25 protein-coding genes and 1 tRNA gene are annotated in these 25,440 nt (G+C 65.5%); 6 read left to right on the top strand and 20 right to left on the bottom strand.

Translation table 11 applies throughout. The features are described from left to right. The 13 genes from JMF86_RS07010 to JMF86_RS06950 all read right to left on the bottom strand — a co-directional run. On the bottom strand, positions 1–409 hold a 409-nt coding region (locus tag JMF86_RS07010), incomplete at its 3' end, for a MerR family transcriptional regulator (RefSeq protein ID WP_054927674.1). A 57-nt stretch (positions 410–466) separates the two neighbouring features. Beyond that, positions 467–853, bottom strand: coding sequence for an integration host factor subunit alpha (locus JMF86_RS07005; protein ID WP_006486093.1), 387 nt, complete (start codon positions 851–853; stop codon positions 467–469). A 72-nt stretch (positions 854–925) separates the two neighbouring features. Beyond that, complete coding sequence (gene pheT / locus JMF86_RS07000) at positions 926–3,355, bottom strand: phenylalanine--tRNA ligase subunit beta (RefSeq protein ID WP_069232554.1); 2,430 nt, start codon at positions 3,353–3,355, stop codon at positions 926–928. Between the two features lie 98 nt (positions 3,356–3,453). Further along, complete coding sequence (pheS, locus tag JMF86_RS06995; protein ID WP_006486107.1) at positions 3,454–4,467, bottom strand: phenylalanine--tRNA ligase subunit alpha; 1,014 nt, start codon at positions 4,465–4,467, stop codon at positions 3,454–3,456. A 149-nt stretch (positions 4,468–4,616) separates the two neighbouring features. Then, positions 4,617–4,976 carry a 50S ribosomal protein L20 gene (rplT, locus tag JMF86_RS06990; RefSeq protein WP_004192938.1) on the bottom strand — a complete coding sequence of 120 codons (360 nt, stop codon included), beginning with the start codon at positions 4,974–4,976 and terminating at the stop codon, positions 4,617–4,619. A 30-nt stretch (positions 4,977–5,006) separates the two neighbouring features. Next, positions 5,007–5,204 carry a 50S ribosomal protein L35 gene (gene rpmI / locus JMF86_RS06985; protein WP_004191477.1) on the bottom strand — a complete coding sequence of 66 codons (198 nt, stop codon included), beginning with the start codon at positions 5,202–5,204 and terminating at the stop codon, positions 5,007–5,009. Between the two features lie 190 nt (positions 5,205–5,394). After that, a complete protein-coding gene (infC, locus tag JMF86_RS06980) occupies positions 5,395–5,919 on the bottom strand; it encodes a translation initiation factor IF-3 (RefSeq protein ID WP_071734130.1) in 525 nt (174 codons plus the stop codon). Between the two features lie 49 nt (positions 5,920–5,968). Further along, entirely contained in the window at positions 5,969–7,876 is a 1,908-nt protein-coding gene (thrS, locus tag JMF86_RS06975; RefSeq protein WP_006476187.1) for a threonine--tRNA ligase, read from the bottom strand. Between the two features lie 272 nt (positions 7,877–8,148). Beyond that, positions 8,149–8,225, bottom strand: a tRNA-Val gene (locus JMF86_RS06970). A gap of 84 nt (positions 8,226–8,309) precedes the next feature. Continuing rightward, on the bottom strand, positions 8,310–10,547 hold the full coding sequence (locus JMF86_RS06965) for a bifunctional (p)ppGpp synthetase/guanosine-3',5'-bis(diphosphate) 3'-pyrophosphohydrolase (protein ID WP_201316856.1): 2,238 nt from the start codon (positions 10,545–10,547) through the stop codon (positions 8,310–8,312). A gap of 39 nt (positions 10,548–10,586) precedes the next feature. Continuing rightward, on the bottom strand, positions 10,587–10,940 hold the full coding sequence (locus JMF86_RS06960) for a RidA family protein (protein ID WP_006486103.1): 354 nt from the start codon (positions 10,938–10,940) through the stop codon (positions 10,587–10,589). An 80-nt stretch (positions 10,941–11,020) separates the two neighbouring features. Then, positions 11,021–11,917, bottom strand: a complete 897-nt coding sequence (locus tag JMF86_RS06955) for an alpha/beta fold hydrolase (RefSeq protein WP_011545243.1) — start codon at positions 11,915–11,917, stop codon at positions 11,021–11,023. A gap of 125 nt (positions 11,918–12,042) precedes the next feature. Further along, positions 12,043–12,951 (bottom strand): LysR family transcriptional regulator, encoded by a 909-nt coding sequence (locus JMF86_RS06950; protein WP_011545242.1) that lies wholly within the window; start codon positions 12,949–12,951, stop codon positions 12,043–12,045. A gap of 135 nt (positions 12,952–13,086) precedes the next feature. On the opposite strand from JMF86_RS06950, the gene JMF86_RS06945 reads away from it, so the two are divergent. From JMF86_RS06945 to JMF86_RS06935, 3 genes are read left to right on the top strand one after another with little or no spacing between them, the layout of a single operon-like run. Beyond that, a complete protein-coding gene (locus tag JMF86_RS06945; RefSeq protein ID WP_201316855.1) occupies positions 13,087–13,644 on the top strand; it encodes an ester cyclase in 558 nt (185 codons plus the stop codon). A gap of 11 nt (positions 13,645–13,655) precedes the next feature. Next, a complete protein-coding gene (locus JMF86_RS06940) occupies positions 13,656–14,666 on the top strand; it encodes a polysaccharide deacetylase family protein (RefSeq protein WP_201316854.1) in 1,011 nt (336 codons plus the stop codon). A 38-nt stretch (positions 14,667–14,704) separates the two neighbouring features. Further along, the gene (locus JMF86_RS06935) at positions 14,705–15,418 is read left to right on the top strand and encodes an SDR family oxidoreductase (protein WP_012328364.1); all 714 of its coding nucleotides are present in this window, start codon (positions 14,705–14,707) and stop codon (positions 15,416–15,418) included. 77 nt (positions 15,419–15,495) lie between these two features. Here JMF86_RS06935 and JMF86_RS06930 read toward each other — a convergent pair whose 3' ends face one another. Together JMF86_RS06930 and JMF86_RS06925 are read right to left on the bottom strand one after the other, a co-directional pair. Beyond that, positions 15,496–16,137 carry a CoA transferase subunit B gene (locus tag JMF86_RS06930; RefSeq protein ID WP_006476194.1) on the bottom strand — a complete coding sequence of 214 codons (642 nt, stop codon included), beginning with the start codon at positions 16,135–16,137 and terminating at the stop codon, positions 15,496–15,498. Between the two features lies 1 nt (position 16,138). Further along, complete coding sequence (locus tag JMF86_RS06925; protein ID WP_012328363.1) at positions 16,139–16,843, bottom strand: CoA transferase subunit A; 705 nt, start codon at positions 16,841–16,843, stop codon at positions 16,139–16,141. 220 nt (positions 16,844–17,063) lie between these two features. Here JMF86_RS06925 and JMF86_RS06920 point away from each other — a divergent pair, with 220 nt between their 5' ends. Continuing rightward, positions 17,064–17,609 (top strand): LuxR C-terminal-related transcriptional regulator, encoded by a 546-nt coding sequence (locus JMF86_RS06920; protein WP_201316853.1) that lies wholly within the window; start codon positions 17,064–17,066, stop codon positions 17,607–17,609. 117 nt (positions 17,610–17,726) lie between these two features. Here JMF86_RS06920 and JMF86_RS06915 read toward each other — a convergent pair whose 3' ends face one another. Together JMF86_RS06915 and JMF86_RS06910 are read right to left on the bottom strand one after the other, a co-directional pair. Further along, on the bottom strand, positions 17,727–18,167 hold the full coding sequence (locus tag JMF86_RS06915) for a thioesterase family protein (RefSeq protein ID WP_011545237.1): 441 nt from the start codon (positions 18,165–18,167) through the stop codon (positions 17,727–17,729). A gap of 32 nt (positions 18,168–18,199) precedes the next feature. Beyond that, positions 18,200–18,982, bottom strand: a complete 783-nt coding sequence (locus JMF86_RS06910) for an SDR family oxidoreductase (RefSeq protein ID WP_201316852.1) — start codon at positions 18,980–18,982, stop codon at positions 18,200–18,202. A 179-nt stretch (positions 18,983–19,161) separates the two neighbouring features. Here JMF86_RS06910 and JMF86_RS06905 point away from each other — a divergent pair, with 179 nt between their 5' ends. Further along, positions 19,162–20,835: an electron transfer flavoprotein-ubiquinone oxidoreductase gene (locus JMF86_RS06905; protein WP_027810268.1), complete on the top strand. Its 1,674-nt coding sequence runs from the start codon at positions 19,162–19,164 to the stop codon at positions 20,833–20,835. Between the two features lie 148 nt (positions 20,836–20,983). Here JMF86_RS06905 and aroC read toward each other — a convergent pair whose 3' ends face one another. The 3 genes from aroC to JMF86_RS06890 form a co-directional block, all read right to left on the bottom strand. Next, the gene (gene aroC, locus JMF86_RS06900; protein WP_011545234.1) at positions 20,984–22,084 is read right to left on the bottom strand and encodes a chorismate synthase; all 1,101 of its coding nucleotides are present in this window, start codon (positions 22,082–22,084) and stop codon (positions 20,984–20,986) included. A gap of 287 nt (positions 22,085–22,371) precedes the next feature. Continuing rightward, positions 22,372–24,306: an MFS transporter gene (locus JMF86_RS06895; protein ID WP_011545233.1), complete on the bottom strand. Its 1,935-nt coding sequence runs from the start codon at positions 24,304–24,306 to the stop codon at positions 22,372–22,374. A 139-nt stretch (positions 24,307–24,445) separates the two neighbouring features. Then, positions 24,446–24,901: a CBS domain-containing protein gene (locus JMF86_RS06890; RefSeq protein WP_006488504.1), complete on the bottom strand. Its 456-nt coding sequence runs from the start codon at positions 24,899–24,901 to the stop codon at positions 24,446–24,448. Between the two features lie 157 nt (positions 24,902–25,058). On the opposite strand from JMF86_RS06890, the gene JMF86_RS06885 reads away from it, so the two are divergent. After that, complete coding sequence (locus JMF86_RS06885; protein WP_006476203.1) at positions 25,059–25,376, top strand: Mpo1-like protein; 318 nt, start codon at positions 25,059–25,061, stop codon at positions 25,374–25,376. The last annotated feature ends 64 nt before the right edge of the window (positions 25,377–25,440 follow it).

The raw sequence follows: 25,440 nt of genomic DNA, 5'->3' as shown, positions 1-25,440 counted from the left end.
CGTGTTTCAGTCCGTCGATCACATCCAGCAACGCCTGCCGCAACGCGATCACATCGACGTTTGCGCCCGGCCTGGCCGCGCCGCGCGCATCGACGGCCTGCGCGTCGGATTCGACCGGCTCCGCCGCGGCCCGCTCGCTGCCCGGCGAATCGAGCCGATTGCGCGCGCCGTTGATCGTGAAGCCCTGCTCGTACAGCAACTCGCGAATCCGCCGGATCAGCAGCACTTCGTGATGCTGGTAATACCGCCGGTTGCCGCGCCGCTTCACCGGCCGCAGCTGAGTGAATTCCTGTTCCCAGTAACGCAGCACATGTGGTTTGACCCCGCATAGTTCGCTGACTTCGCCGATCGTGAAGTAGCGCTTCGCGGGAATCGGAGGCAAGACGACTTTCTCAACCGTGGTGGTCATCGTCGGTTAACCGTCGGTAAGGGTGCGCGGCGGCCGCGCGGGGCGTGGGCGCGCGTATTACTCCGCGCCGTTTTCGACCAGCGCCTTCAACTTCTGGCTCGCGTGGAAGGTTACCACCCGGCGGGCCGCGATCGGAATCGCCTCGCCCGTCTTCGGATTGCGGCCCGGACGCTGCGGCTTGTCGCGCAGCTGGAAATTGCCGAACCCCGACAGCTTGACGCTTTCGCCGTTTTCGAGCGCATCGCGGATCACTTCGAAAAACGCCTCGACCATGTCCTTCGCTTCACGCTTGTTCAGCCCGACGCTGTCGAACAGCAGCTCCGCCAGTTCCGCCTTCGTCAGCGTCGGCGTCTCGGTGGACGCCGGCGCCGACGCGTCGCGGTTCATCGCGCTGCGTTGCGCCGTCAGGAGGGCTTCGAATTCACTCGAGGTCATGTCGTTCATATCTGCCATACAGCGCGTTGAATCAAAACTTACGATGGAAAAAAGCCGCCCGCGAACGGGCGGGCCCTCTCCTTAGCCGCGCAGGCGCGCACCGGCACGAGCCATTCGCTCGACCAGCGTCTGAATCGCCTGATCGACGACCTCGTCCTGCAGCGTGCCAGCCGCGTCCTGCAGCGTCACGCGGAAGGCAAGGCTCTTCTCGTTCGCGGCAAGACCACCGGAAGTATTTGATTTTGCACGAAATTCGTCGAAGAGTACAACCTTCTGAACGAATCGGCAGGCCTCTTCGGCAAGCGCCTTCTTCATTTCGTCGAAAAGTGCCTGAACCTCGACCGCCTGATCGACGACAACGGCGATATCGCGACGGACCGGCGGGAATTTCGACACATCGGTCGGCGCGGGCAGCGTACGGGCAATCAGCGCATCCGCGTCGATTTCGAACATCACCGGCGGGTGCGGCAGCTCGTATTTCTGCATCAGGCGCGGATGCAACTCGCCGATCCAGCCGACCGCGCGGCCATCGACTTCGATCCGTGCGCTGCGGCCCGGATGAAGGGCCGGATGCTCGGCCTTCACGAAACGCGCAACCGCCGGCGCGAGCAGCGCTTCGAGATCGCCCTTCACGTCGAAGAAATCGACCGCGCGGGTCGCCACGCCCCACTGCTCGTCGAGTGCCGGACCGTACGCCAGCGCGCCGACGCGCTTCGGCTGCGCATGACCTTCGACCGCCAGCTCGCCAGCCTTCACCGACGGATCGGCGACGAACACGCGCCCCGATTCGAACACGCGCACGCGATCGGCGCGGCGGTTCAGGTTGTGGCGCAGCACGGCGATCAGGCTGCCGAACAGCGTCGTGCGCATCACCGAAAGCTGGCTCGCGATCGGGTTCAGCAGGCGGATCGGGTTGTCGTTGCCCGCGAAATCGTGCTCCCACTCCGCATCGACGAAGCTGAAGTTGACGGTTTCCGCGTAGTCGCGCGCGGCGAGCGCGTGACGAATATCGTGGATCGAACGCCGCGTCTCGTGGGTCGCGCGCATTTCGCTCGTCGCGACCGGCGGCCGCGCCGGGATCTTCTCGAAACCGTAGATGCGCGCCACTTCCTCGATCAGGTCTTCCTCGATCTCGATGTCGAAGCGGTGCGACGGCGGCGTGACGAGGAACGCGTCGTCTTCACGCTCGAACGGCAGGCCGAGGCGCGTGAAGATGTCCGCGATCTCGTCGGCGTCGATCTTCACGCCGATGATGCGGTTCGCGCGCGACACGCGCATCTTCACCGGCGCGCGCTGCGGCAGGTTCACCGCCTGATCGTCGACCGGACCGGCCTTGCCGCCGCAGATCTCGAGGATCAGCTGCGTGATGCGCTCGACGTGCTCGACGGTCGTCGCGTAATCGACGCCGCGCTCGAAGCGATGGGCCGCATCGGTCGAGAAGTTGTACTTGCGCGCGCGGCCGCGGATGCTGTCCGGCCACCAGAACGCGGCTTCCAGGTAGATGTTGGTCGTATCGAGCGTGACGGCCGTGCTGTCGCCGCCCATGATGCCGGCCAGGCTTTCGACCTGACGGTCGTCCGCGATCACGCCGACCGTTTCGTCGAGTTCGACCGTGTTGCCGTTGAGCAGCTTCAGCGATTCGCCACGCTTGCCCCAGCGCACTTCGATGCCGCCGTGGATCTTGTCGAGATCGAACACGTGCGACGGGCGGCCGAGTTCGAACATCACGTAGTTCGAGATGTCGACGAGCGCGGACACGCTGCGCTGGCCCGAGCGTTCGAGGCGCTCGACCATCCACTGCGGCGTCTTCGCATGCGCGTTCACGCCGCGGATCACGCGACCCGAGAAGCGGCCGCACAGATCGGGCGCGGCAATGCGCACCGGCAGCGTTTCGTCGAGCTCGACGTTCACCGGGCGGATGTCGACCGGCGTCAGCGGTGCGCCGGTGATCGCGGCCGTCTCGCGCGCGATGCCGAACACCGACAGACAGTCGGCCTTGTTCGGCGTCAGCTTGATTTCGAAGATCGTGTCGTCGAGATTGAGGGTCTCGCGGATGTCCTGGCCGACCGGCGTGTCTTCCGGCAGGATCAGCAGCCCGCTGTGATCTTCGGACAACTTCAGCTCGCGCGCCGAGCACAGCATCCCCTGGCTCTCCACGCCGCGCAGCTTCGACAGCTTGATCGCGAACGGCTTGCCGCCCTCTTCCGCCGGCGGCAGTTCCGCGCCCACCAGCGCGACCGGCACCTTGATGCCGGGCGCCACGTTCGGCGCGCCGCAGACGATGTTCAGCGTCGCGCCGGTGCCGGCGTCGACCTGGCAGACATTGAGCTTGTCCGCATCCGGATGCTTGACGACTTCGAGCACGCGGCCCACGACGATCTTCGACGTCGGCGGCGCAGCCTTGCTCAGCGATTCGACTTCGAGCCCCGCCATCGTCAGCGCGTGCGACAGCTCGTCGGTCGTCAGCTGCGGGTCGACAAAGGTTCTCAACCAGGATTCAGGGAATTGCATGGATGTCTACGTTCGAAACAGGTTAGATCGACGCCCGGGCCCCGTCGGAAACGTCCATCGGGGGCGTGCGCGGGCACAGGTCGGCGCGGCGAGCGGCGTTATGCGAACTGGCGCAGGAAACGCAGGTCGTTCTCGAAGAACAGCCGCAGATCCTGGACGCCGTAGCGCAGCATCGTCAAGCGCTCGAGGCCGCTGCCGAACGCGAAACCGATGTAGCGCTCGGGGTCGAGGCCCATGTTGCGGATCACGGTCGGATGCACCTGCCCCGAGCCGGAAATCTCGAGCCACTTGCCGGCGTTCTTGCCTTGCTCGAACATCATGTCGATCTCGGCCGACGGTTCCGTGAACGGGAAATACGACGGACGGAAGCGCACGAGGATGTCGTCGCGCTCGAAGAATTTTTTCAGGAAGTCGGTATAGACGCCCTTGAGGTCGGCGAAGCTGATGTTTTCGTCGATCCACAGTCCCTCGACCTGATTGAACATCGGCGAGTGGGTCGCATCGCTGTCGACGCGATACGTGCGGCCCGGCGCGATCACCTTGATCGGCGGACGGTTCATGCGCGCGTAACGCACCTGCATCGGGCTCGTGTGCGTGCGCAGCAGCAACTGGCGGCCGTCGGCATCCTTGCCTTCGACGTAGAAGGTGTCCTGCATCGAACGCGCCGGATGGTTCTCCGGGCTGTTCAGCGACGTGAAGTTGTACCAGTCGGTCTCGATTTCGGGGCCGTCGGCCACGTCGAAACCGATCGAGCCGAAAATCTGTTCGACACGCTCCCACGTGCGCATCACGGGGTGCAGGCTGCCTGCGCCGGCGCCGCGGCCCGGCAACGTCACGTCGATCGCTTCGGCGGTGAGGCGCTGATTCAGCAGCGCGTCGGCCAGTGCCTGGCGACGGGCGGTGAGCGCGGCTTCAACCTGCTGCTTCGCGACGTTGATGCGTGCGCCTTCGGTCTTGCGTGCTTCGGGATCGAGCTTGCCGAGGCCCTTCAGCAACTCGGTCAGCGCACCCGATTTGCCGAGAAATCGTGCTTTCTCGTTTTCGAGCGTGGTGATGTCGGCAGCCTGTTCGAAGGACTGCTGCGCGTCGGCGACAATCTGGTCCAGATCCATAGATCCCATCATTTCCAACGTCATTCGGTCTTGGCGAGCGAAAGTGCCTCGCCAAACAAAAAAGGGGCTCGGAAGAGCCCCGTTTTCGCTGCAGCGGCCGAGACTACCGGAACCTCGCTGCAACTAACCACGCAGTGCTAATTTCGCAATTAGGCTGCAACGGCGGCTTTCACCTGCTTGACGATCGCAGCAAAAGCAGCCTTGTCGAACACCGCCATGTCGGCCAGCACCTTACGGTCGAGTTCGATCGACGCCTTCTTCAGGCCGTTGATGAACACGCTGTAGGTCATGTCGTGCTGGCGAACTGCCGCGTTGATACGCGTGATCCACAGTGCGCGGAACACACGCTTCTTGTTGCGGCGATCGCGGTACGCGTACTGACCAGCGCGCATCACCGCCTGCTTGGCGATGCGGTAGACGTTATTGCGGCGGCCGCGATAACCCTTGGCCAGGTTGATGATCTTCTTGTGGCGGGCCCGTGCGGTTACCCCACGTTTGACTCGAGGCATGTTTCTCTCCTTGGAGTATCAGTTGAGGGGTTACGCGAACGGGAGCATCGCGCGGACGGAGTTCAGATCGGAATCATGAACTGCCGTTGCGCCGCGCAGATGGCGCTTGTTCTTCGTGGTTTTCTTGGTCAGGATGTGACGCTTGAAGGCTTGACCGCGCTTGACGGTACCGCCCGGACGCACCACGAAGCGCTTTGCAGCGCTCTTCTTGGTCTTCATCTTAGGCATGACGAACAACTCCAGTTTATTAGATGGCGATGGGTGTGCGGTTGGCTTACGCCCTTGACCCGCCCTTCGAAACCCAGTCCACTTGTGTACGGCGAACCGCTTGCGCAGCCGCCGTCATCGTTGGCGCGCCGCCCTGACCGGGCAACGCGCCGAACCACTGTCGAACCTGCGCGCGATGCGCGCGGGCCCGTTACTTCTTTTTCTTCGGCGAGAGCACCATGATCATCTGGCGCCCTTCCATCTTCGGCATCTGCTCGACCTGGCCGACTTCCTCGAGATCCGTGCGCAGACGCTCGAGCATCCGCATACCGATTTCCTGGTGAGCCATTTCACGGCCGCGGAAACGCAACGTGATCTTCGTCTTGTCGCCCTCTTCGAGGAAGCGCACGAGATTGCGGAGCTTGACGTTGTAATCCCCGTCATCGGTACCCGGACGGAACTTGACTTCCTTGACCTGGATGACCTTCTGCTTCAGCTTCGCTTCGTGCTGCTTCTTCGACTCCTGGTACTTGAACTTGCCGTAATCCATCAGACGGCAAACCGGCGGCACCGCTTGCGGCGCGATCTCCACCAGGTCAACATCCAGTTCTTCCGATTTACGGAAAGCGTCAGCGAGTTTTACGATACCGAGCGGTTCGTTCTCGATCCCGACCAGGCGCACTTCCGGCGCAGTGATTTCACCGTTGATGCGGTGCGACGACTTATCAGTAGCGATGTTACGTTTCCTCTAAAAATTAAAAAAACGAGCCGCGCTGCCAGGGCGGTTACTTGAACGAGCGCAGGTCTTCCTGCAGACGCTCAACGAAGGCTTCGACCGGCATTACGCCAAGATCGACGCCGCCACGGGCACGCACGGCTACCGTTTGCGCATCACGCTCCTTATCGCCCACGACGAGGAGATAAGGCACCTTTTCCAGCGTGTGCTCGCGTATTTTATAGCTAATCTTCTCGTTGCGCAAATCGGCCGCCACTCTAACCCCTTGTTTTTGCAACGTTTGGGTCAGAGACTGCGCATATTCGGCCTGACTTTCGGCGATATTGAGCACAATTGCCTGGTACGGCGCGAGCCAAACCGGCATTGCACCAGCATGGTGCTCGATCAAAATGCCGAGGAATCGCTCCATCGAACCGACGATCGCGCGGTGCAGCATCACCGGCCGGCGGCGGCTGTTGTCTTCCGCGACGTACTCCGCACCCAGGCGCTCCGGCAACACCATGTCGAGCTGCAGCGTGCCGCACTGCCACGAGCGGCCGAGCGCATCCTTGATGTGGTACTCGATCTTCGGACCGTAGAACGCGCCCTCACCCGGCAACTCTTCCCACGTAAGGCCGCAGGCCGTCAGTGCATCGCGCAAACCCTGCTCGGCACGATCCCACGTCTCGTCCGTACCCGCACGCTGGTCGGGACGCAGCGACAGCTTGATGTCGATGTGATCGAAACCGAAGTCCTTGTACACGCTCATGGCCAGCGTGTTGAACGCGATCGATTCCGAGATGAACTGGTCTTCCGTACAGAAGATGTGCGCATCGTCCTGTACGAAGCCGCGCACGCGCATCAGGCCGTGCAGCGCGCCCGATGCCTCGTTGCGGTGGCACGAGCCGAATTCCGCGTAACGCAGCGGCAGGTCGCGATACGAGCGCAGGCCGTGCTTGAACACCTGGACGTGGCCCGGGCAGTTCATCGGCTTGATCGCGTAGTCGCGCTTCTCCGACTCTGTCGTGAACATGTTCTCGCGATAGTTCTGCCAGTGGCCCGACGCTTCCCACAGCGAGCGGTCCATGATCATCGGCGTCTTGATCTCGAGATAACCGGCTTCGTTGACGCGGCGGCGCATGTACTGCTCGACCTGCTGCCACAGCGCCCAGCCCTTCGGATGCCAGAACACCATGCCCGGCGACTCTTCCTGCATGTGGAACAGGTCGAGCTGCTTGCCCAGCTTGCGGTGGTCGCGCTTTTCCGCTTCCTCGAGCATGTGCAGATACTGATCCTGGTCTTCCTTCTTCGTCCAGGCCGTGCCGTAGATACGCTGCAGCTGCTCGTTCTTCGAATCGCCGCGCCAGTACGCACCCGCGACCTTCATCAGCTTGAAGACCTTCAGCTTGCCGGTGGACGGCACGTGCGGGCCGCGGCACAGATCGGTGAAGCCGCCGTGCGAGTACAGCTTGATTTCGTCGCTTTGCGGAATCGATTCGATGATCTCCGCCTTGTACTTCTCGCCGATGCTGCGGAAGTAACCGGCCGCTTCGTCACGCGACACGACACGGCGCGTGACCGGCTCGTCCTTCTTCGCGAGTTCCTGCATGCGCTTTTCGATCTTTTCCAGATCTTCCGGCGTAAACGGGCGGTTGTACGAGAAGTCGTAATAGAAACCGTTGTCGATCACCGGGCCGATCGTCACCTGCGCGTCCGGATACAGCTCCTTCACCGCATACGCGAGCAAGTGGGCGGTCGAGTGGCGGATGATGTCGAGGCCGTCGGCATCCTTGTCCGTGACGATCGCGAGCGACGCGTCGCGGTCGATCACCGTCGACGTATCAACGAGCTCGCCATCGAGCTTGCCACCAAGCGCAGCCTTCGCAAGGCCGGGACCGATCGAGGCCGCAACCTCGGCAACTGTCACCGGATGCTCGTATTGTCGAACTGAGCCGTCAGGCAAGCGTATCGAAACCATAGCAATCTCCGTGATGCCGACAGTGGGCGGCAGACCAGGTACGCGAGATCGAACTCACGCGTCAAAAAATTCGCGACAAAAAAAATGCGGCCCCGCTTTCGAGGGGCCGCATTCGATACTTCACTCAAACTGAAAGGGCGAAAACGTTCCTCGACTAGCGTCGCTCCGAAGTGGTTTCGGTCAACGTTCGCGGTGTCATAACCGTATTCGCCTTGTTCGCGTTGAGTTGTGTACTGCACTGAACACCCGGAGGCCGGGCATTCTCAATTCGTTGGTAGGCTCGATTGGATTCGAACCAACGACCCCCACCATGTCAAGGTGGTGCTCTAACCAACTGAGCTACGAGCCTAGAGAAGCTAAGATTATATGGAGCGGCTACCGACTTGGCAAGTGTTTTATGCGGTCGCAGCAAAACGATGCCGTTCCAACCCCATCACGATTTCCGCCCTGCCCGCACGACGCCCTGCACCTCGCCGAGCAGCGTGCACGCGCGCTGCACCTGCGCCGAATTCGATACCTCGACCGTGAACTGCATGAATGCCGCATTGCGGCGACTCTGCGTCTTCACGCCCACGACATTGATCTTTTCGCGTGCGAACACTTCGGAGATATCGCGCAGCAACCCTTGCCGGTCGCTCGCCTCGATCATCAGGTCGACCGGATACACGGACGCGCCGCGCCCGCCCAGCACGTCGGCCGACCAGGTCGTCTGCAGCACGCGCTCCGGCGCGCGCTCGACCATCCGGCGAAACGTCGGGCAGTCGCTGCGATGAATCGACATTCCCTTGCCGCGCGTGACGAAACCGCTGATCGGATCAGGCGGCGCCGGACGGCAGCAGCGCGCCAACTGCGTCAGCAGCGCGTCGACGCCCACCACCAGCACGCCGGTCGACGCGCCGTGCGCGACGCTCGCGCCGCTGCTGCGCTTCTCGAAATCGGCCGGCGCCTCGGGCGCCGGTTCCGGCGGCGGCGCATCGGACAGCGCGTGCTCGACGTTGCGCAGGCTGAACTCGTCCTTGCCGACGACCGAGAACAACTCCTCGGGCGACTTGAAGCCGAGCTTCGCGGCGAGGTTGTCCAGGTTGACCGACGTCTTGCCCTCGCGCTGCAGCGTCTTTTCGACGAGCGCGCGCCCGTGCGCGACGTTTTCTTCCTGCTCGATCGAGTTGAACCACGCACGCACCTTCTGCCGCGCACGCGAACTCTTCAGGTAACCGAGCTGCAGGTTCAGCCAGTCGCGCGACGGCCCGCCTTCCTTCACCGCGACGATCTCGACCGTCTGGCCGTTCGCCAGCGACGTGTTCAGCGGCACCATCACGCCGTCGACGCGCGCGCCACGGCAGCGATGGCCGAGCTCGCTGTGCAGGTGATACGCGAAATCGACCGGCGTCGCGCCCTGCGGCAGCGCGATCACGCGCGCCTGCGGCGTCAGCACGTAGATGTGGTCGTCGTCGAGCGACGTCTCGCGCAATTGCGCCCACGCCTGGTCGCCCGACACTTCGGTGCCGTCCTCGACGTCGTCCTTCCACGCGAGCAACTGGCGCAGCCACGCGATCTTCTCGTCGTACTTGTCGCTCGCGGAGAACTGGCCGCCGTAGCCGCGCGCGCCGGCCTCCTTGTAACGCCAGTGCGCGGCGACGCCGTACTCGGCGAAACGATGCATCTCCTGCGTGCGGATCTGCACTTCGAACGCACGGCCGTCGTCGCCGATCACGACCGTATGCAGCGACTTGTAGCCGTTCGGCTTCGGCCGCGAGATGTAGTCGTCGAATTCCTTCGGCACCGGCTGCCACAGGTGATGCACGATGCCCAGCACCGCGTAGCAATCCTTGATGTCGGGCACGATCACGCGAAACGCGCGCACGTCGTACAGCTCGGAGAAGTCGAGCTCCTTGCCGCGCATCTTGCGCCAGATGCTGTAGATATGCTTCGGCCGGCCGCTCACGTCGGCCTGGATGTGCGCTTGCGCGAGCTCGTGCTGCAGCCGCGCGATCGCCTGCGTGACGTACGCCTCGCGCTCGATGCGCTTCTCGTCGAGCAGCTTCGCGATCCGCTTGTAGGTGACGGGATCCTCGAAGCGGAACGCGAGATCCTCGAGCTCCCACTTCAGTTGCCAGATGCCGAGACGGTTCGCGAGCGGCGCATAGATCTCGAGCGTCTCGCGCGCGACGTCGGGCGGCGGATCGAGCTTCGCGGCCGCGTAGTAGCGCAGCGACTGCAACCGCGACGCGAGCCGGATCAGCACCACGCGGATGTCCTGCGCGAAGGCGAGCAGCATCTTGCGCAGCGCCTCGATCTGCGTGCGCCGCTCTTCCGCCGCGTCGCGCCCGAAGTCGGGCTTCGCGGCGTTCTGCGCGGCGCGCAGGCTGACGGTGCCGAGCCGCAACAGCTTGCGCACGTCGGACACGAGCCGCGCGACTTCGTCGCCGAAACGCTCGGTCAGCTCGCGCTCGGGGTCGCTCAGGTGCGGCGTCAGCACGAACAGCGCGGCGGCCTGCATCGCGGACGGATCGACGTTCAGCGTACGCATGATCGCCGCCGTGCCCGCCGAGTGATCGGCGAGCAACTCGCCGGACGACAGGCGCGCGTCGCCGGCCCGCTCGCGCACGAACGCGAGCACGTCGTCGAACGACGGCGCCGCGACGGGAGAGGCGGAAACGGATTCGGTCATTGCACGGCCTGCCGGAATACGGTCATCGTCGGATAACGCTCAGCTCCGCTGCGCGGCGACGACCACGATCTCGACGAGCAGCGCCGGATCGGCGAGCTTCGCCTCGACGGTGGCGCGCGGCGGCGTGTTGCCCGGTGCGACCCATGCGTCCCACTCCGCATTCATGCCTTCGAAGTTCGCGAGATCCGAGATGTAGATCTGCACCGACAGCAGATGCGCCTTGTCGCTGTTCGCTTCGGCGAGCAGGCGGTCGATGTGGCCGAGCACTTCGCGCGTCTGGCCGCGGATGTCCTGCGTGGTGTCTTCGGCGATCTGGCCGGCCAGATACACGGTACCGTTGTGGATCGCGGTTTCGGAGAGACGGGCCCCGACGTGGTGACGAATGACTGCCATGAAAATGTTCCGGTCGTGATGGGTAAGGAATCGGGCGGTGGCACGGCCCGCGTGCCGCCGAACCGCATATTATGACGCGTTTATGCGTCGCCTTCGACGAAAAACCGCCGTGCGAGCGCAATCTGGTCGGCGCTGACGAAGGCCGGCGCGTGGCCCGCCCCCGGAATCTCGACCTGCGTCACGTGCCGCCCGCGACGGACCATTTCGGCCGCCGTCTCGCGCGACAGCAAGTCGGACGTCTCGCCGCGCACGACGAGGAGCGTCGCATCGGTCGTCTCGATCGCGCGCCATAGCGCGGCCTCGCCAAGCGCGGCCAGTTCGGGCGTCGTCGCCTTGAACGGCTCGGCGATGCGCGGATCGTAGCGCATCGTCCAGCCGCCTTCGGGCAGTTCGTGCAGCAGCGGCCCGTTGATCTCGCGCCACTCGTCGGCACTCAGCGCACCGAACGGCAGCGACAGCGACGTCAGGTAGTCGATCCCCTCCTGCTCGGTCGCAAAGCGCGGCTGCACGCCGAGGTACTCGCCGATGCGCGTCAACGAATCGGGCTCGATGCGCGGGCCGACGTCGTTGACGATCATCCGGCGCAGCGGCGAACCGGGCAGCCCGGCGAGCGCCATGCCGATCAGGCCGCCCATCGACGTACCGAACCAGTCGACCGATTCGACGTCGAGCCGTGCGATCAGCGTCACCATGTCGGCCACGTACTGCGGAATCGCATAGTGCCGCGGATCGGCCAGCCGGTCCGATTGGCCGCGCCCGACGACATCGGGGCAAACGACGCGATACGTATCGGACAGCGCGGCGGCAAGCCGGTCGAAATCGCGCCCGGAGCGGGTCAGGCCGTGCACGCAGACGAGCACGCGCGGATTCGCGGGATCGCCCCACTCGGTATAGGCGACGTGATGAAGGCCGGCCGCGCTCGCACACTGCACGCGCCGCTGGCGGGGAACCGGGGGATTCGCTGGGGTCGTTGGCATCGTTGGCATCCTGTCGAACGGGGGGCGACGCGCGGGACAACGCTTGCGGCGCCCGATGCAAACGATTGTAAACCGCTTCGGAATGACGGGGCGCCACGTGCCCCGGCCCACCACCCGAGACGGGTTCAATCGTGGCGACGCCACGCGTCCCGCAACTGCTCGCGCAGGAAATCGACGAATGTCCGCACCCGCAACGGCACATGGCGAGCGCCGGGATAAACGGCATGCAACGGCGCGGCGGATGCCTCGAAGGCCGGCAGCACGCGCACGAGCCGGCCGGCGTCGAGATCGGCGCCGACGTCCCAGATCGACTTCAACGCAATGCCCGCGCCTTCGAGCGCCAGCGTGCGCGCCGCGCCGCCGTCGTTGGTCAGCAGCGCGGCCGTCACCTCGACCGCCACGCCGCCTTGCGCGCCATCGAACCGCCATTCGGCACGCGGCTGGTCGCCCATCACGATGCATCGATGCGCACGCAGCTCGGCCGGATGGGCCGGCCAGCCGTGCGCCGCGAGATAGCCCGGCGACGCGCACAGCACGCGGTGATTCGGCGCCAGCTCGCGCGCGATCATCGTCGAATCGGCAAGATTGCCGATCCGCACGGCGACGTCGATGTCGGCTGCGAGCAAATCGACGACCGCATCGGTCAGCATCAACTGCACGGTCAATTGCGGATGCCGCTGCTGAAATGCCGCGACGAGCGGCGCGATTCGCAGGCGGCCGAGTTCGCCGGGCGCCGTCACGCGCAGCACGCCGCTGACCGTGCCGCGGCGGTCGCGCATCAGCGTTTCCGCATGCTCGACTTCGGCCAGGATGCGCAGCACCTGCGCGTGAAACTGCGCGCCGTCGTCGGTGAGCGTCTGCTGCCGCGTCGTCCGGTGCAGCAGGCGCACGCCGAGCCGCGACTCGAGATGCGCGAGCCGCTTGCTGACGACCGACAACGACAGGTCGAGCTCGCGCGCCGCCGCCGACAGGCTGCCGGCCGACACGATCCGCGCGAAGGTATCGAGCGCGGGGAAATCGTCGATCAGCGTCATGGCGCCCGCCTCACCCAAACCTTTCCTTTTTTCGAAGAATCCATTCGCTTCTTGCCCGTATTTGCATTCAGAACGGAAACCTACCATACCTGTTCCGCGTCGTCGCATGACGCTCTTCACAGGACCCTTGCAACCATGTCGATCCGCCTTCGTTCAGCCGCCCGCCCTGTCGCGCACGCCTTCGCGGCAGCCGCTTGCGTCGTGGCGCTCTGGCCCGCCGCCGCCCGTGCCGCCGATCTCGTCGCACCGCACAGCCTGACCGTCGCGGCAGGCTTGCCGGCCGCGCAGGCCCGCGCGCAAATCCTGGCCGCGCGCCGCTACGGCAGCTTCTGGAATACCGGCGACCCCGCGCTCGCCCGCGCGGCGCTCGCCGACGACTTCACCGACCGCACGCTGCCGCCTGGCCGCGAACAGGGCCTGCCGGGGCCGCTCGCGGCGTCCAGCACGATGCGCGGCGCGATCCCGGACCTGCGCTGCGACATCGAACAGATGATCGTCGCCGGCGACCGGGTCGTCGTGCACCTGCATTTCCGCGGGCATTTCACCGGGGCGTTCAACGGAACGGCCGGGCACGGGCAGGCAATTGACTTCATCGCGACCGATATCTACCGGATCGACCACGGCCGGATCGCGGAAAACTGGCATATCGAGGACAACCTGACGCTGATGCGTCAGCTCGGGCTCGTCGGCTGACGGAGGGGACGATGACTCACGGTAACGACACGCCCGCGACGCCTCTGCCGCGTCGCACCTTCCTGGCCCAGGCCGGCGCCGGGCTCGCGGCCGGCGTCGCGCTGGCCGCAGGCACGTCCGTGCGTGCCGCCGCCGCGATGGTGCCGGCGCCCGCGATACCGGGCGCCACGCCGTTCTGGCCGGACGGCGCGCGGCTCGTGATCTCGATCTCGATGCAGTTCGAGGCGGGCGGCCAGCCCCCCACGGGCGCGGACAGCCCGTTTCCGGCCGTCGCATTCCCGCCGTCGGTGCCGGCCGATCTCGCCTCGGCCACCTGGTTCGCGTATGGCTACCGGGAAGGGATTCCGCGCCTGCTCGACCTGTGGGACCGGCACGGCGTGAAAGTGACGTCGCACATGATCGGGGAAGCCGCGCGCCGGCACCCCGAACTGGCGCGCGAGATCGTGTCGCGCGGCCACGAAGCCGCCGCGCACGGCCCGACGTGGCGCGCCCAATTCGCGATGAGCCGCGACGACGAGCGCCGCTTCCTGACCGACGCGCGCGACATGGTCGAAGCGGCGACCGGCCAGCGTCCGACCGGCTACAACTGCAACTGGCTGCGGCGCGGGCCGCAGACGTTGTCGCTGCTGCAGGAACTCGGCTACACGTATCACATCGACGACGTCAGTCGCGACGAACCGTTCATCGAGACCGTCGACGGTCGCGATTTCGTGGTGGTCCCGTACACGCTGCGCAACAACGACATCCTGCTGATCGAAGGCCGCCACTACTCGCCGACGATGTTCGTCGAGCAGATCAAGCTCGATTTCGACCAGCTGTACGCGGAAGCCGGGCAGCGGCGCAGACTGATGTCGATCAGTGCGCACGACCGGATCAGCGGCACGCCGCAGATGGTCCGCGCGTGGGACACCTTCCTGCACTACGCTCGATCACACCCGGGGGTCGTTTTCATGCGCAAGGACGACATTGCGCGCTTCGCGCTGCACAGCCCGTCGACGCTGCGCGAGACCGAAACGATCTGACCGGATTCCGTTCAACTCACCACCCAGGAGAGACTTTCATGGACGATCTGCTCCACGGAAAGACAGTACTCGTCGTCGGCGGCAGCTCCGGTATCGGCGCCGCCACCGCAGCAGCATTCGCGCGGCGCGGCGCGCGGGTGACGATCGCTTCGCGCGATCCACGCCGGTTCGACATCGACGCCCTGCCGGGCGCGCACGTGCGGACCGAAACGCTCGACATCACCGATACGGCGGATGTCGATGCGTTCTGCGCACGCGCCGGCCGGTTCGACCACGTCGTGATTTCTGCCGCGAAGACGGCCACGGGCGCGGTCCGTGCGCTGCCGCTCGCCGACGCGCAGGCAGCGATGGACAGCAAGTTCTGGGGCGCCTACCGCATCGCCCGCGCGATCGATATCGCGCCCGGCGGCTCGCTGACGTTCGTGTCGGGCTACCTCAGCGTGCGGCCGAGCGCGTCGTCGGTCCTGCAAGGCGCGATCAACGCGGCGCTCGAGGCGCTCGCCCGCGGGCTGGCGCTCGAGCTGGCGCCGGTGCGCGTGAATACCGTATCGCCCGGCCTGATCGCGACGCCGCTGTGGGACAAGCTCGCGCCCGACGCACGTGACGCGATGTACGCCGGCGCCGCCCAGCGGCTTCCCGCACGCAGGGTCGGCCAACCGGAGGATGTCGCGAATGCGATCCTGTATCTGGCGGCCACGCCTTATGCAACCGGTTCGACGGTCCTGATCGACGGCGGCGGTGCGATTGCGTGACGCATGCGCGTGATGACAAAACGCCCCGCGCTCCGTCAGGAACGCGGGGCGTCGAGAATGACGCACCAGAGTAGTGCTCAGGCCACGGCGCTGACGTCGAGCGGTGCGCCCGTCTTCGCCTGGATCTCGTCGGCGCTCACGCCGTCGGCCAGTTCGAGCACCTTCAACCCGGCCGGCGTCACTTCGATCACGCCGAGATCGGTGATGATCAGGTCGACCACGCCGACACCCGTGAGCGGCAAGTTGCATTCTTCGAGGATCTTGTGCTGGTCGCCCTTTGCGACATGCTCCATCAGCACGACGACACGCCCCACCCCCGCGACGAGGTCCATCGCGCCGCCCATCCCCTTGATCATCTTGCCCGGGATCATCCAGTTCGCGAGGTCGCCCTGCTTGCTGACCTGCATCGCGCCGAGGATCGCGAGGTTGATGTGGCCGCCGCGGATCATCGCGAACGAATCGGCCGACGAGAAGATCGACGAACCGGGCAGCGTCGTGACGGTCTGCTTGCCGGCGTTGATCAGATCGGCGTCGACTTCGTCCTCGGTCGGCGACGGACCGATGCCGAGCAGGCCGTTCTCCGACTGCAGCCACACCTCGACGCCTTCCGGCACGTGGTTCGCGACGAGCGTCGGCAGGCCGATGCCGAGGTTCACGTAGAAGCCGTCCTGCAATTCCTTCGCCGCGCGCGCGGCCATCTGGTCACGATTCCAGGCCATGTCAGTCTCCTTTCGCGCGTACGACGCGTTGTTCGATGCGTTTTTCGGGCGTCGCGTTCAGCACGATGCGCTGCACGAAGATCCCCGGCGTATGGACCTGATCCGGATCGAGCGCACCGTTCTCGACGATCTCCTCGACTTCGACCACGGTGATCTTGCCGGCCATCGCGCACATCGGGTTGAAGTTGCGCGCGGTGCGGCGGTAGATCAGGTTGCCGGACTTGTCGGCCTTCCACGCCTTGACGAGCGCGACGTCGGCCGTCAGCGACGGCTCGAGCACGTAGTGGCGATCGCCGAACTGGCGCGTTTCCTTGCCTTCCGCGATCACGGTGCCGTAGCCGGTATTCGTGAAGAACGCGGGGATGCCCGCGCCGCCCGCGCGCAGCTTTTCGGCGAGCGTGCCCTGCGGCGTGAATTCGAGCTCGAGTTCGCCGGCCAGGTACTGGCGCTCGAACTCCTTGTTCTCGCCAACGTACGACGAGATCATCTTCTTGATCTGGCGCGTTTCCAGCAGCAGGCCGAGGCCGAAACCGTCGACGCCCGCGTTGTTGCTGATGCAGGTGATGCCCTTGACGGCCGAATCGCGCAACGCCGCGATCAGCGCCTCGGGAATCCCGCACAGGCCGAAGCCGCCCACCGCGAAGGTCTGTCCGTCACGGACGATCCCCTCCAGCGCGGCAGCCGCGCTTGGATAGACTTTGTTCATCTGTTGTCCCTTCCTCTATGGAAACCAGCAAAACCGGTTCACGCGCCACGTGGCGCAAGCCCGCCGCACCATTCTATGCATGCGCGGCAATGCCTGCGTCGAAGCACGCTGTTTTTATGTCGCGACACACCGCCGCGAGATGCCTGAAAGGGTACGATGCGGCGCGGATGCGGCACAATACGCAAAAATACATAAGCATTTCCCTCCGCCTGCCTGCGCCATGCCCGATCTCGATTACCAGACCGCCTTCCACCTCGCGCCGCTCGGCCTCGTGCTGTCGCGCGACCGCGTGATCGAGGACTGCAACGACGCGCTCGCGTCGATCTTCCGCTGCGCGTGGGCCGACCTGATCGGGAAATCGTACGCGGTGCTCTACCCGTCGACGGACGAATTCCAGCGAATCGGCGAGCGCATCGCACGCGTGATGGTCGCGAACGGCGTCTACTCGGATGACAGAATCATGAAGCGCGCGGACGGCGAACTGTTCTGGTGCCACGTGACGGGCCGCGCGCTCGACCGCACCGCGCCGCTCGCGGCGGGCGTCTGGACCTTCGAGGATTTGAGCGCGACGCGCCGCGTCGCGGTCGAGCTGACCCCGCGCGAGCGCGAGATCGCCGCCCAGCTCGCGACTGGCAAGACCAGCAAGCAGATCGGGCGCGTACTCGACATCAGTTCGCGCACGGTCGACATCTACCGCGCCCGGCTGATGCGCAAATACGGGACGAACAATACGCCGGAGCTGCTGCAGCGCCTGCTCGGGCAGTGAGCGCGCATTGCGTCGCAGCGCTCGAATGACGATCGGCCGCACGCGGCGGCCGACCGGGGGAAACAACGGGCACGGCGCGCCACCGGCGACCCGGTGCCGGCCTGCCGGTATGCACGCTCAGCCGACTTTCGCCGCGAGCGCGCGCTCGATCGTGTCGCGCAGCAGGGGCGGCAGCGGCACCGACTTGCCGAGCGCGTAGTCGACCCACACGCAGCGCGCGTTACCGCGTGCGTAGACATGCTGCGGATCGTCCGCGCGCGTGAGCTCGAACCCGGTATCGAAACTGCTTCGGCCGGGCTTCGCGGCCGACATCCTCGCGATCACGTCGCCCGGATAGTGCAACTGCTTGAGGAATTCCATCGACGCGGTGACGATGACGGGCCCCTGCCCCTCCCCGTTGCCGCCCGCAATGCCGAGCTGCTCGAACCACGAGATCCGCGCCTGCTCCATGTAGCGGAAATAGACCGTGTTGTTCACATGGCCGAACGCGTCCATGTCGCCCCAGCGGATCGGCATCGACATCTCAAAAACGGGGGAGTAATCGCTTGTTGCGCTCATTGCAGTCTTCTTTGTTGCTGAATGTCACCCGCTCAGGCGAGGCCGAAGCCGTCGTCCGCGGAGATGATCGAGCCATTGATGAACTGCGACTCGTCGGCCGCGAGCAGCAACAACAGCCCGTCGAGATCCTGCGGCTTGCCGACACGCCGGCGCGGCAGAATCGACTGCAGCTTCTGGCCCTGCTCGGTTTCCCACAGGTAATGATTGATTTCGGTATCGATATAGCCCGGGCAGATCGCGTTCACGTTGATCCCGTGACGGCCCCACTCCAGCGCCATCGCGCGCGTCATCTGCACGACCGCGGCCTTGCTCATCGCGTACAGCCCGATTTGCGGGAACACGCGCAGCCCGGCCACCGACGCGATGTTGATGATCCGGCACGGCGGCTTGCCGCTGCCGCCGCCGTTCGCGCGCATGATCATCCGCTTCGCGACTTCCTGCGCGACGAAAAATGCGCCGCGCGTGTTCGTATCGAACACGAACTCGAAATCCGCCGGCGTCACGTCGACGAGCTTCTGCATCGTCGACACACCCGAATTGTTCACGAGGATATCAATCGTGCCGGCTTCCGTCTCCGCATGCGCGACGGCCGCCTTGATGCTCTGGACATCGGTCACGTCGAGCGACACGACGTGCGCGGCGCCACCCGCCGCCTCGATCTCCGCGCGCAGCTCCTTCAGGCGCTCGACGCGGCGGCTCGCGAGCACGACCTTCGCGCCGGCTTGCGACAGTACCTGCGCAAAACGCTGCCCGAGGCCGCTCGACGCGCCCGTCACCAGCGCAACCTTGCCTTCCAGATTGATCGATCGACCCATTTGACCATCCCCTTTCGATGTCGTTTCGCCGGCCCCGGCGGCACAGCCCGGGCGGCATTACCCTAGCACAAAAAATAGAACGATCGTGCTAATCTACCCGCATGTTGTTGCGGCAAGCGTTTCGTTTCGCAGACAATACGCTCCCGAATAAAAGCATTCTAACGGTTAGAGGAACGCCAATGACCCCCGCAAGCCTCATCGAGCAATACGGCCCGCGCGAATCGATGGAATACGACGTCGTGATCGTCGGCGGCGGCCCCGCCGGGCTGTCGGCGGCGATCCGGCTCAAGCAGCTGGCCGCCGAGAAAGGCACCGAGATCGGCGTGTGCGTGCTCGAGAAGGGTTCCGAGATCGGCGCGCACATCCTGTCGGGCGCGGTGATGGACCCGCGCGCGATCACCGAGCTGTTTCCCGACTGGAAGGAGCGCGGCGCGCCGCTCGACGTCGAGGTGACGGAAGACCGCTTCCTGTTCCTGTCCGAGAAGAGCGCGGTGACCACGCCGAACTGGGCGCTGCCGGACAACTTCAAGAATCACGGCAACTACGTGATCTCGCTGGGCAACGTCACGCGCTGGCTTGGAGCACAGGCCGAGGCGCTGGGCGTCGAGATCTTCCCCGGCTTCCCCGCCGCGGAAATTCTTTACAACGACGACGGCTCGGTCAAAGGCGTCGCCACCGGCAACATGGGCGTGGGCAAGGACGGCGAGCCGACCGAGAACTTCCAGCTTGGCATGGAGCTGCATGCGAAGTACACGCTGTTCGCCGAAGGCTGCCGCGGCCATCTGGGCCGCCAGCTGATCTCGAAGTTCAAGCTCGACGCGAACGCCGATCCGCAGGCGTACGGGATCGGCATCAAGGAACTGTGGGAAATCGACCCGGCCAAGCACAAGCCGGGCCTCGTGATCCACACGGCCGGCTGGCCGCTGAAGTCCGACACGTACGGCGGCTCGTTCCTGTATCACATGGACAACAACCAGGTCGTGGTCGGCTTCGTGGTGGGCCTGGGCTATACGAACCCGTACCTGTCACCGTTCGAGGAATTCCAGCGCTACAAGACGCATCCGTCGATCCGCGCGTTCCTCGAAGGCGGCAAGCGCGTGTCGTACGGCGCGCGCGCGATCACGGCCGGCGGCCTGCTGTCGCTGCCGAAGACGGTGTTCCCGGGCGGCGCGCTGATCGGCGACGACGCGGGCTTCCTGAACGCGTCGCGGATCAAGGGCAGCCACGCGGCGATCAAGACCGGCATGCTGGCCGCCGACGCCGCATTCGACGCGGTGCAGGCCGGCCGCCAGTCGGATGAACTCAATGCGTACCCGGATGCGTTCAAGCAATCGTGGCTGTACACGGAGCTGTACCGCGCGCGCAACTTCAAGCAGTGGATGGCCAAGGGCCTTTACCTCGGCACACTGATGGTGGGGCTCGAGCAGAAGGTGATGGGCGGCAACGTGCCGTGGACGCTGCATCACCAGCACGCGGACCACGAGATGCTGAAGCCGGCGTCGCAGTGCGAGCCGATCGCGTATCCGAAGCCGGACGGCAAGCTGACGTTCGACCGGCTGTCGTCGGTGTTCATCTCGAACACGAACCACGAGGAGAACCAGCCGGCGCACCTGACGCTGAAGGACGCGAGCGTGCCGGTGAACGTGAACCTGCGCACGTACGCGGGGCCGGAGGCGCGCTTCTGCCCGGCGGCAGTGTACGAGTTCGTGAAGAACGACGACGGCGGCGAGCGCCTCGTGATCAACGCGCAGAACTGCGTGCACTGCAAGACCTGCGACATCAAGGACCCGACGCAGAACATCGTGTGGGTCACGCCCGAAGGCGGCGGCGGGCCGAATTATCCGAACATGTAACCTGCCGGAACGCGCCGCCACGAGCGGCGCGTTTTGCGTCGGTCACTGCGAACCGCCATAAACGAAGCGGGGCGCTGCATCACGCAGCGCCCCGCTTGCATTCATCGCTCCACTGCCGAGGCGACACAGGGCGCCCCGCCCGCCTCTATCAGGTCGCGCTGCCGGCGATCTTCGGCGTCGACGTCTCGACGTCGCCGCACTGCGCGCGATGGCGCAGCGCATGATCGATCAGCACCAGCGCGAGCATCGATTCGGCGATCGGCGTCGCACGAATGCCGACGCACGGATCGTGGCGACCGAAGGTTTCGACCGTCGCCTCGTCGCCGCTCTTCGTGATCGAGCGGCGCGGCGTGCGGATGCTCGACGTCGGCTTGATCGCGATCGACACGGTGATGTCCTGCCCCGTCGAAATCCCGCCGAGCACGCCGCCCGCGTGGTTGCCGACGAAGCCGGCCGGCGTCAGTTCGTCGCCATGCACCGAGCCGCGCTGCGCGACGCTGTCGAAGCCCGCGCCGATCTCGACGCCCTTCACCGCGTTGATGCTCATCATCGCCTTCGCGATATCGGCATCGAGCCGGTCGAATACCGGTTCGCCCCAGCCGACCGGCACGCCCGATGCGACGACGTCGATGCGCGCGCCGATCGAATCGCCATCCTTGCGCAGCGCATCCATGTACGCTTCGAGCTCCGGCACGACCGCCGCGTTCGGCGAGAAGAACGGGTTCTCGTGCACGTGCGACCAGTCGACGAACGGCACGTCGATTTCGCCGAGGCCGCTCATGTAGCCGCGCACCTCGACCCCGAAGCGCTCGCGCAGCCACTTCTTCGCGACCGCGCCGGCGCCGACGATCGGCGCGGTCAGGCGCGCGGACGAGCGACCGCCGCCGCGGTAGTCGCGGATGCCGTATTTCTGCCAGTAGGTGTAGTCGGCGTGGCCGGGACGGAACGTCTCGACGATGTTGCCGTAGTCCTTGCTGCGCTGGTCGGTGTTGCGGATCAGCAGCGCGATCGGCGTGCCGGTCGTCACGCCTTCGAACACGCCCGACAGGATCTCGACCTCGTCGGCCTCCTGCCGTTGCGTCACGTGCCGCGACGTGCCCGGCTTGCGGCGATCGAGTTCGATCTGGATATCGGCTTCGGTCAGCCCCATCCCCGGCGGGCAGCCGTCGATCACGCAGCCGATCGCGGGACCGTGCGATTCGCCGAAGGTCGTGACAGTGAAAAGCGTGCCGAGGGTATTGCCGGACATGATGGAACCGCCCAAAGAGAAATGGGCAAACCGATGCGCTGCCGGGCCGCAGGCAGGTCGATCGTTTGCCGGTCGAGAAAAAGAGGTAAACCGCTATTATGCCAGCCGTCCCGGGCCCGCGGGCCGCGTGAACCGTTCAGACCACACGGGCCGGCGCGGATAAGGGCAGAGGCAACGCGGTACGGCGATCGCAGGCCCTCGGCGTTACGCGCGGGAGCCGCCGAACCGCGGCCCCCATCCCGGCCCGGTGTGCGGATCGATCATTCCGCGCCGGGCTCGGCGCCCGCCTACTTCCGCGCGCCGCGCAGTTCGGTCACCGCCGCCTGCAACGCCTCGGGCGTCGCCACCGATGCCGGAATCGGCTCGCCGACCGCCAGCGTCAGCCGGCTCATCACGCCGCGCTTGATCGGCCGTGGCATCCGCGCATCGGAATGCCGCGAAAAATAGCTGCCCCACAGCCCGCGCAGCGCCATCGGGATCACCGGCGCCGGCGTGCGGCTCAGGATCTCGGTGATACCGTGGTGGAACGTGTTGATGTCGCCCGTCTTCGTCAGCTTGCCCTCGGGGAAGATACACACGAGCTCGCCGTCCTTCAGCGCGGCCTCGCAGAGGTCGTACGCACGCGCGAGCATCGCGGGGTCCTCGTGGCGCGGTGCGATCGGGATCGCCTTCGCATGCCGGAATACCCAGCTCGCGAAACGCGTCTTGAAGATCCGGTGATCCATCACGAACCGAATCGGACGCGGGCTCGCGGCGGCCAGCACGAGCGCATCGACGTAGCTGACGTGATTGCACACGAGCACTGCCGCCCCTTCCGCCGGAATCCGCTCCGCGTGCACGAGGCGAATCCGGTAGAAGGTATGCACGAGCACCCACGCGACGAAGCGCAGCAGGAACTCGGGCACGAGCAGGTAGATATACGTCGCGACCACGACGTTCAATAGCGCGGTGACGAGGAACAGCCCCGGGATGTCGACCCCGGCCTTGGTCAGCCCCATCGCCATCACGGCCGACAGGATCATGAACAGCGCGTTCAGGATGTTGTTCGCGGCGATGATCCGTGCGCGGTGCGTCGGCGCGCTGCGGCTCTGGATCAGCGCGTACAGCGGCACGCTGTAGAAGCCGCCGAACATCGCGAGCAGGAACAGGTCGGCGAGGATGCGCCAGTGGCGCGCACCGGCCAGGAATTCGCCGACCGACAGCAGATGGCCGGGCGACGGCAGCGCATGGCTCGCGAAATACAGCTCGATCGCGAACACGCTGATGCCGATCGAGCCGAGCGGCACGAGGCCGATCTCGACGCGCCGCTGCGACAGCCGCTCGCACAGCAGCGAGCCGAGGCCGATGCCGACCGAGAACGTCGCGAGCAGGATCGTGACGACGTCGGGGCTCGCGGACAGCACGTCCTTCGCGAAATTGAAGAACGACGTGAGGAAGGTCGCGCCGACGAACCACAGCCACGAAATGCCGAGCAGGCTCAGGAACACCGTGCGGTTCTGGCGCGCGAGGCCGAGGTTGCGCCAGGTTTCGCTGACCGGGTTCCAGTTGATCACGAGGTCGGGCTGCGGCGCGGGTGTCGGCGGCACGCGCTGCGCGACGAGCCGCCCGGCCAGCGCGATGACGACGACACTCACCGCAAGCACGCGCTCGCCGCTGCCTTCGATGCCGGCCGCCGCGCCGCCGATGATCGTGCCGATCAGGATCGCGATGAACGTGCCCATCTCGACGAGCCCGTTGCCGCCGACCAGCTCATGTTCGCCGAGATGCTGCGGCAGGTACGAATACTTGACGGGCCCGAACAGCGTCGAGTGCATCCCCATCATGAACGTGCACAGATACAGCAGCGTTGCGCTGTGCGTGACGAAGCCGGCCGCGCCGACCAGCATCAGCACGATCTCGAACGATTTCACGAAGCGCGTGAGGGTCGCCTTGTCGTATTTGTCGGCGATCTGGCCGGAGGTGGCCGAGAACAGCACGAACGGCAGGATGAAGATCGCGGAAATCAGGAACGCGGCCGTTTTCGCATCGACGCCGGAGAACCGCGCGGTGTGATACGTGACGAGCGACGTGAAACCGATCTTGAAGACGTTGTCGTTCAGCGCGCCGAGGAACTGGGTCGTGAAGAACGGCGCGAAGCGGCGCTCGCGCAGCAGGTCGAACTGCGATGCGTGGGCGCGACGTTCGTCGCGCCGCCCCGAAGTGGCTTGCGTGTGATCGCTCATGCGGAATACGCGCGCATCGTCTGGGCGATGCTGCGCGGGCCTCGTGTTGTCGTTGAAAAAACGGCGGCGCAGGACATGCCTGCGCCGCCGCGTGCCGGATGGCGGCGCCCATGCATCGACGTGCCGGGCGCGGCGCGATTCACGGCTTGTGCGCTTCGGCTTCCGATTCCGGCCAGTCGCGGATGTACGCCTTCAGCATCCGGTTCTCGAAGCTCTGCGCCTCGACGACCGTCTTCGCGACGTCGTAGAACGAAATGACGCCCATCAGCACCTTCTTGTCGAGCACCGGCATGTAGCGTGCGTGACGCTCGAGCATCATCCGGCGCACTTCGTTGACGTCCGTTTCCGGCGTGCACGTGAGCGGCTCGTCCATCACCTTGCGCACCTGCACGTCGCCGATCGCGCCGCCGTTCACGTGCAGGCGCAGGATGATCTCGCGAAACGTCAGCATCCCGACGAGATCGCCGTATTCCATCACGACGAGCGAACCGATGTCGTGTTCGGCCATCGTATCGACCGCTTCGCGCAGCGGCTTATCGGGCGTCACCGTAAACAGCGTGTTGCCCTTCACTTTCAGAATATCGCTGACGCGCATCGTAGTCCCCTCATGCTTGAATACAAAATCTCTTTCGATCCTATCGGAAAGCCTGTCAAAAGGAAAGCACGGGCCGGCGCGGCGGCCCGCCACCGCTTGCGGACACGGGCCGCCGGCCGCACAATGGCCCCATGAACAGCGGCCCGAGGAGACGGCCATGGCGCATACGCATACGGAGCAATTCGCCAGCTTCGCTGACTTCTACCCGTATTACCTGAACGAGCACCAGAACCTGACGTCGCGGCGGCTGCACTTCATCGGCTCGCTCGGCGTGATCGGCTGCGTCGCGATGGCGGTCGCGACCGGCCACTGGCTGTGGCTGCCGGCGGCGGTCGTCTGCGGCTACGGGTTCGCGTGGGTCGGACACTTCTTCTTCGAGAAGAACCGCCCGGCCACGTTCCGGCACCCGATCTACAGCCTGATGGGCGACTGGGTGATGTTCAAGGACATCTGCACCGGCAAGATCCCGCTGTAGCCGCCGGGCCCGCCTTCAGGCAGGCCGCGGCGGCTGCGCGTGCGCGTCGGCCACGCCCGGCGCC

This window comes from Burkholderia sp. E168m15, from assembly GCF_016586105.1.
Lineage (GTDB): Bacteria > Pseudomonadota > Gammaproteobacteria > Burkholderiales > Burkholderiaceae > Burkholderia > Burkholderia orbicola.
Note: the sequence above shows the minus strand (reverse complement) of the source record. Positions and strands in the feature narration are given on the sequence as shown.

Bases quoted from the DNA above. Each gene is read 5' to 3' on its own strand.
- JMF86_RS07005 (WP_006486093.1), bottom strand. From the start codon at position 853: ATGAACGACATGACCTCGAGTGAATTCGAAGCCCTCCTGACGGCGCAA.
- pheT (WP_069232554.1), bottom strand. From the start codon at position 3,355: ATGCAATTCCCTGAATCCTGGTTGAGAACCTTTGTCGACCCGCAGCTG.
- pheS (WP_006486107.1), bottom strand. From the start codon at position 4,467: ATGGATCTGGACCAGATTGTCGCCGACGCGCAGCAGTCCTTCGAACAG.
- rplT (WP_004192938.1), bottom strand. From the start codon at position 4,976: ATGCCTCGAGTCAAACGTGGGGTAACCGCACGGGCCCGCCACAAGAAG.
- rpmI (WP_004191477.1), bottom strand. From the start codon at position 5,204: ATGCCTAAGATGAAGACCAAGAAGAGCGCTGCAAAGCGCTTCGTGGTG.
- thrS (WP_006476187.1), bottom strand. From the start codon at position 7,876: ATGGTTTCGATACGCTTGCCTGACGGCTCAGTTCGACAATACGAGCAT.
- JMF86_RS06965 (WP_201316856.1), bottom strand. From the start codon at position 10,547: ATGACCGAATCCGTTTCCGCCTCTCCCGTCGCGGCGCCGTCGTTCGAC.
- JMF86_RS06960 (WP_006486103.1), bottom strand. From the start codon at position 10,940: ATGGCAGTCATTCGTCACCACGTCGGGGCCCGTCTCTCCGAAACCGCG.
- JMF86_RS06955 (WP_011545243.1), bottom strand. From the start codon at position 11,917: ATGCCAACGACCCCAGCGAATCCCCCGGTTCCCCGCCAGCGGCGCGTG.
- JMF86_RS06950 (WP_011545242.1), bottom strand. From the start codon at position 12,951: ATGACGCTGATCGACGATTTCCCCGCGCTCGATACCTTCGCGCGGATC.
- JMF86_RS06945 (WP_201316855.1), top strand. From the start codon at position 13,087: ATGTCGATCCGCCTTCGTTCAGCCGCCCGCCCTGTCGCGCACGCCTTC.
- JMF86_RS06940 (WP_201316854.1), top strand. From the start codon at position 13,656: ATGACTCACGGTAACGACACGCCCGCGACGCCTCTGCCGCGTCGCACC.
- JMF86_RS06935 (WP_012328364.1), top strand. From the start codon at position 14,705: ATGGACGATCTGCTCCACGGAAAGACAGTACTCGTCGTCGGCGGCAGC.
- JMF86_RS06930 (WP_006476194.1), bottom strand. From the start codon at position 16,137: ATGGCCTGGAATCGTGACCAGATGGCCGCGCGCGCGGCGAAGGAATTG.
- JMF86_RS06925 (WP_012328363.1), bottom strand. From the start codon at position 16,843: ATGAACAAAGTCTATCCAAGCGCGGCTGCCGCGCTGGAGGGGATCGTC.
- JMF86_RS06920 (WP_201316853.1), top strand. From the start codon at position 17,064: ATGCCCGATCTCGATTACCAGACCGCCTTCCACCTCGCGCCGCTCGGC.
- JMF86_RS06915 (WP_011545237.1), bottom strand. From the start codon at position 18,167: ATGAGCGCAACAAGCGATTACTCCCCCGTTTTTGAGATGTCGATGCCG.
- JMF86_RS06910 (WP_201316852.1), bottom strand. From the start codon at position 18,982: ATGGGTCGATCGATCAATCTGGAAGGCAAGGTTGCGCTGGTGACGGGC.
- JMF86_RS06905 (WP_027810268.1), top strand. From the start codon at position 19,162: ATGACCCCCGCAAGCCTCATCGAGCAATACGGCCCGCGCGAATCGATG.
- aroC (WP_011545234.1), bottom strand. From the start codon at position 22,084: ATGTCCGGCAATACCCTCGGCACGCTTTTCACTGTCACGACCTTCGGC.
- JMF86_RS06895 (WP_011545233.1), bottom strand. From the start codon at position 24,306: ATGAGCGATCACACGCAAGCCACTTCGGGGCGGCGCGACGAACGTCGC.
- JMF86_RS06890 (WP_006488504.1), bottom strand. From the start codon at position 24,901: ATGCGCGTCAGCGATATTCTGAAAGTGAAGGGCAACACGCTGTTTACG.
- JMF86_RS06885 (WP_006476203.1), top strand. From the start codon at position 25,059: ATGGCGCATACGCATACGGAGCAATTCGCCAGCTTCGCTGACTTCTAC.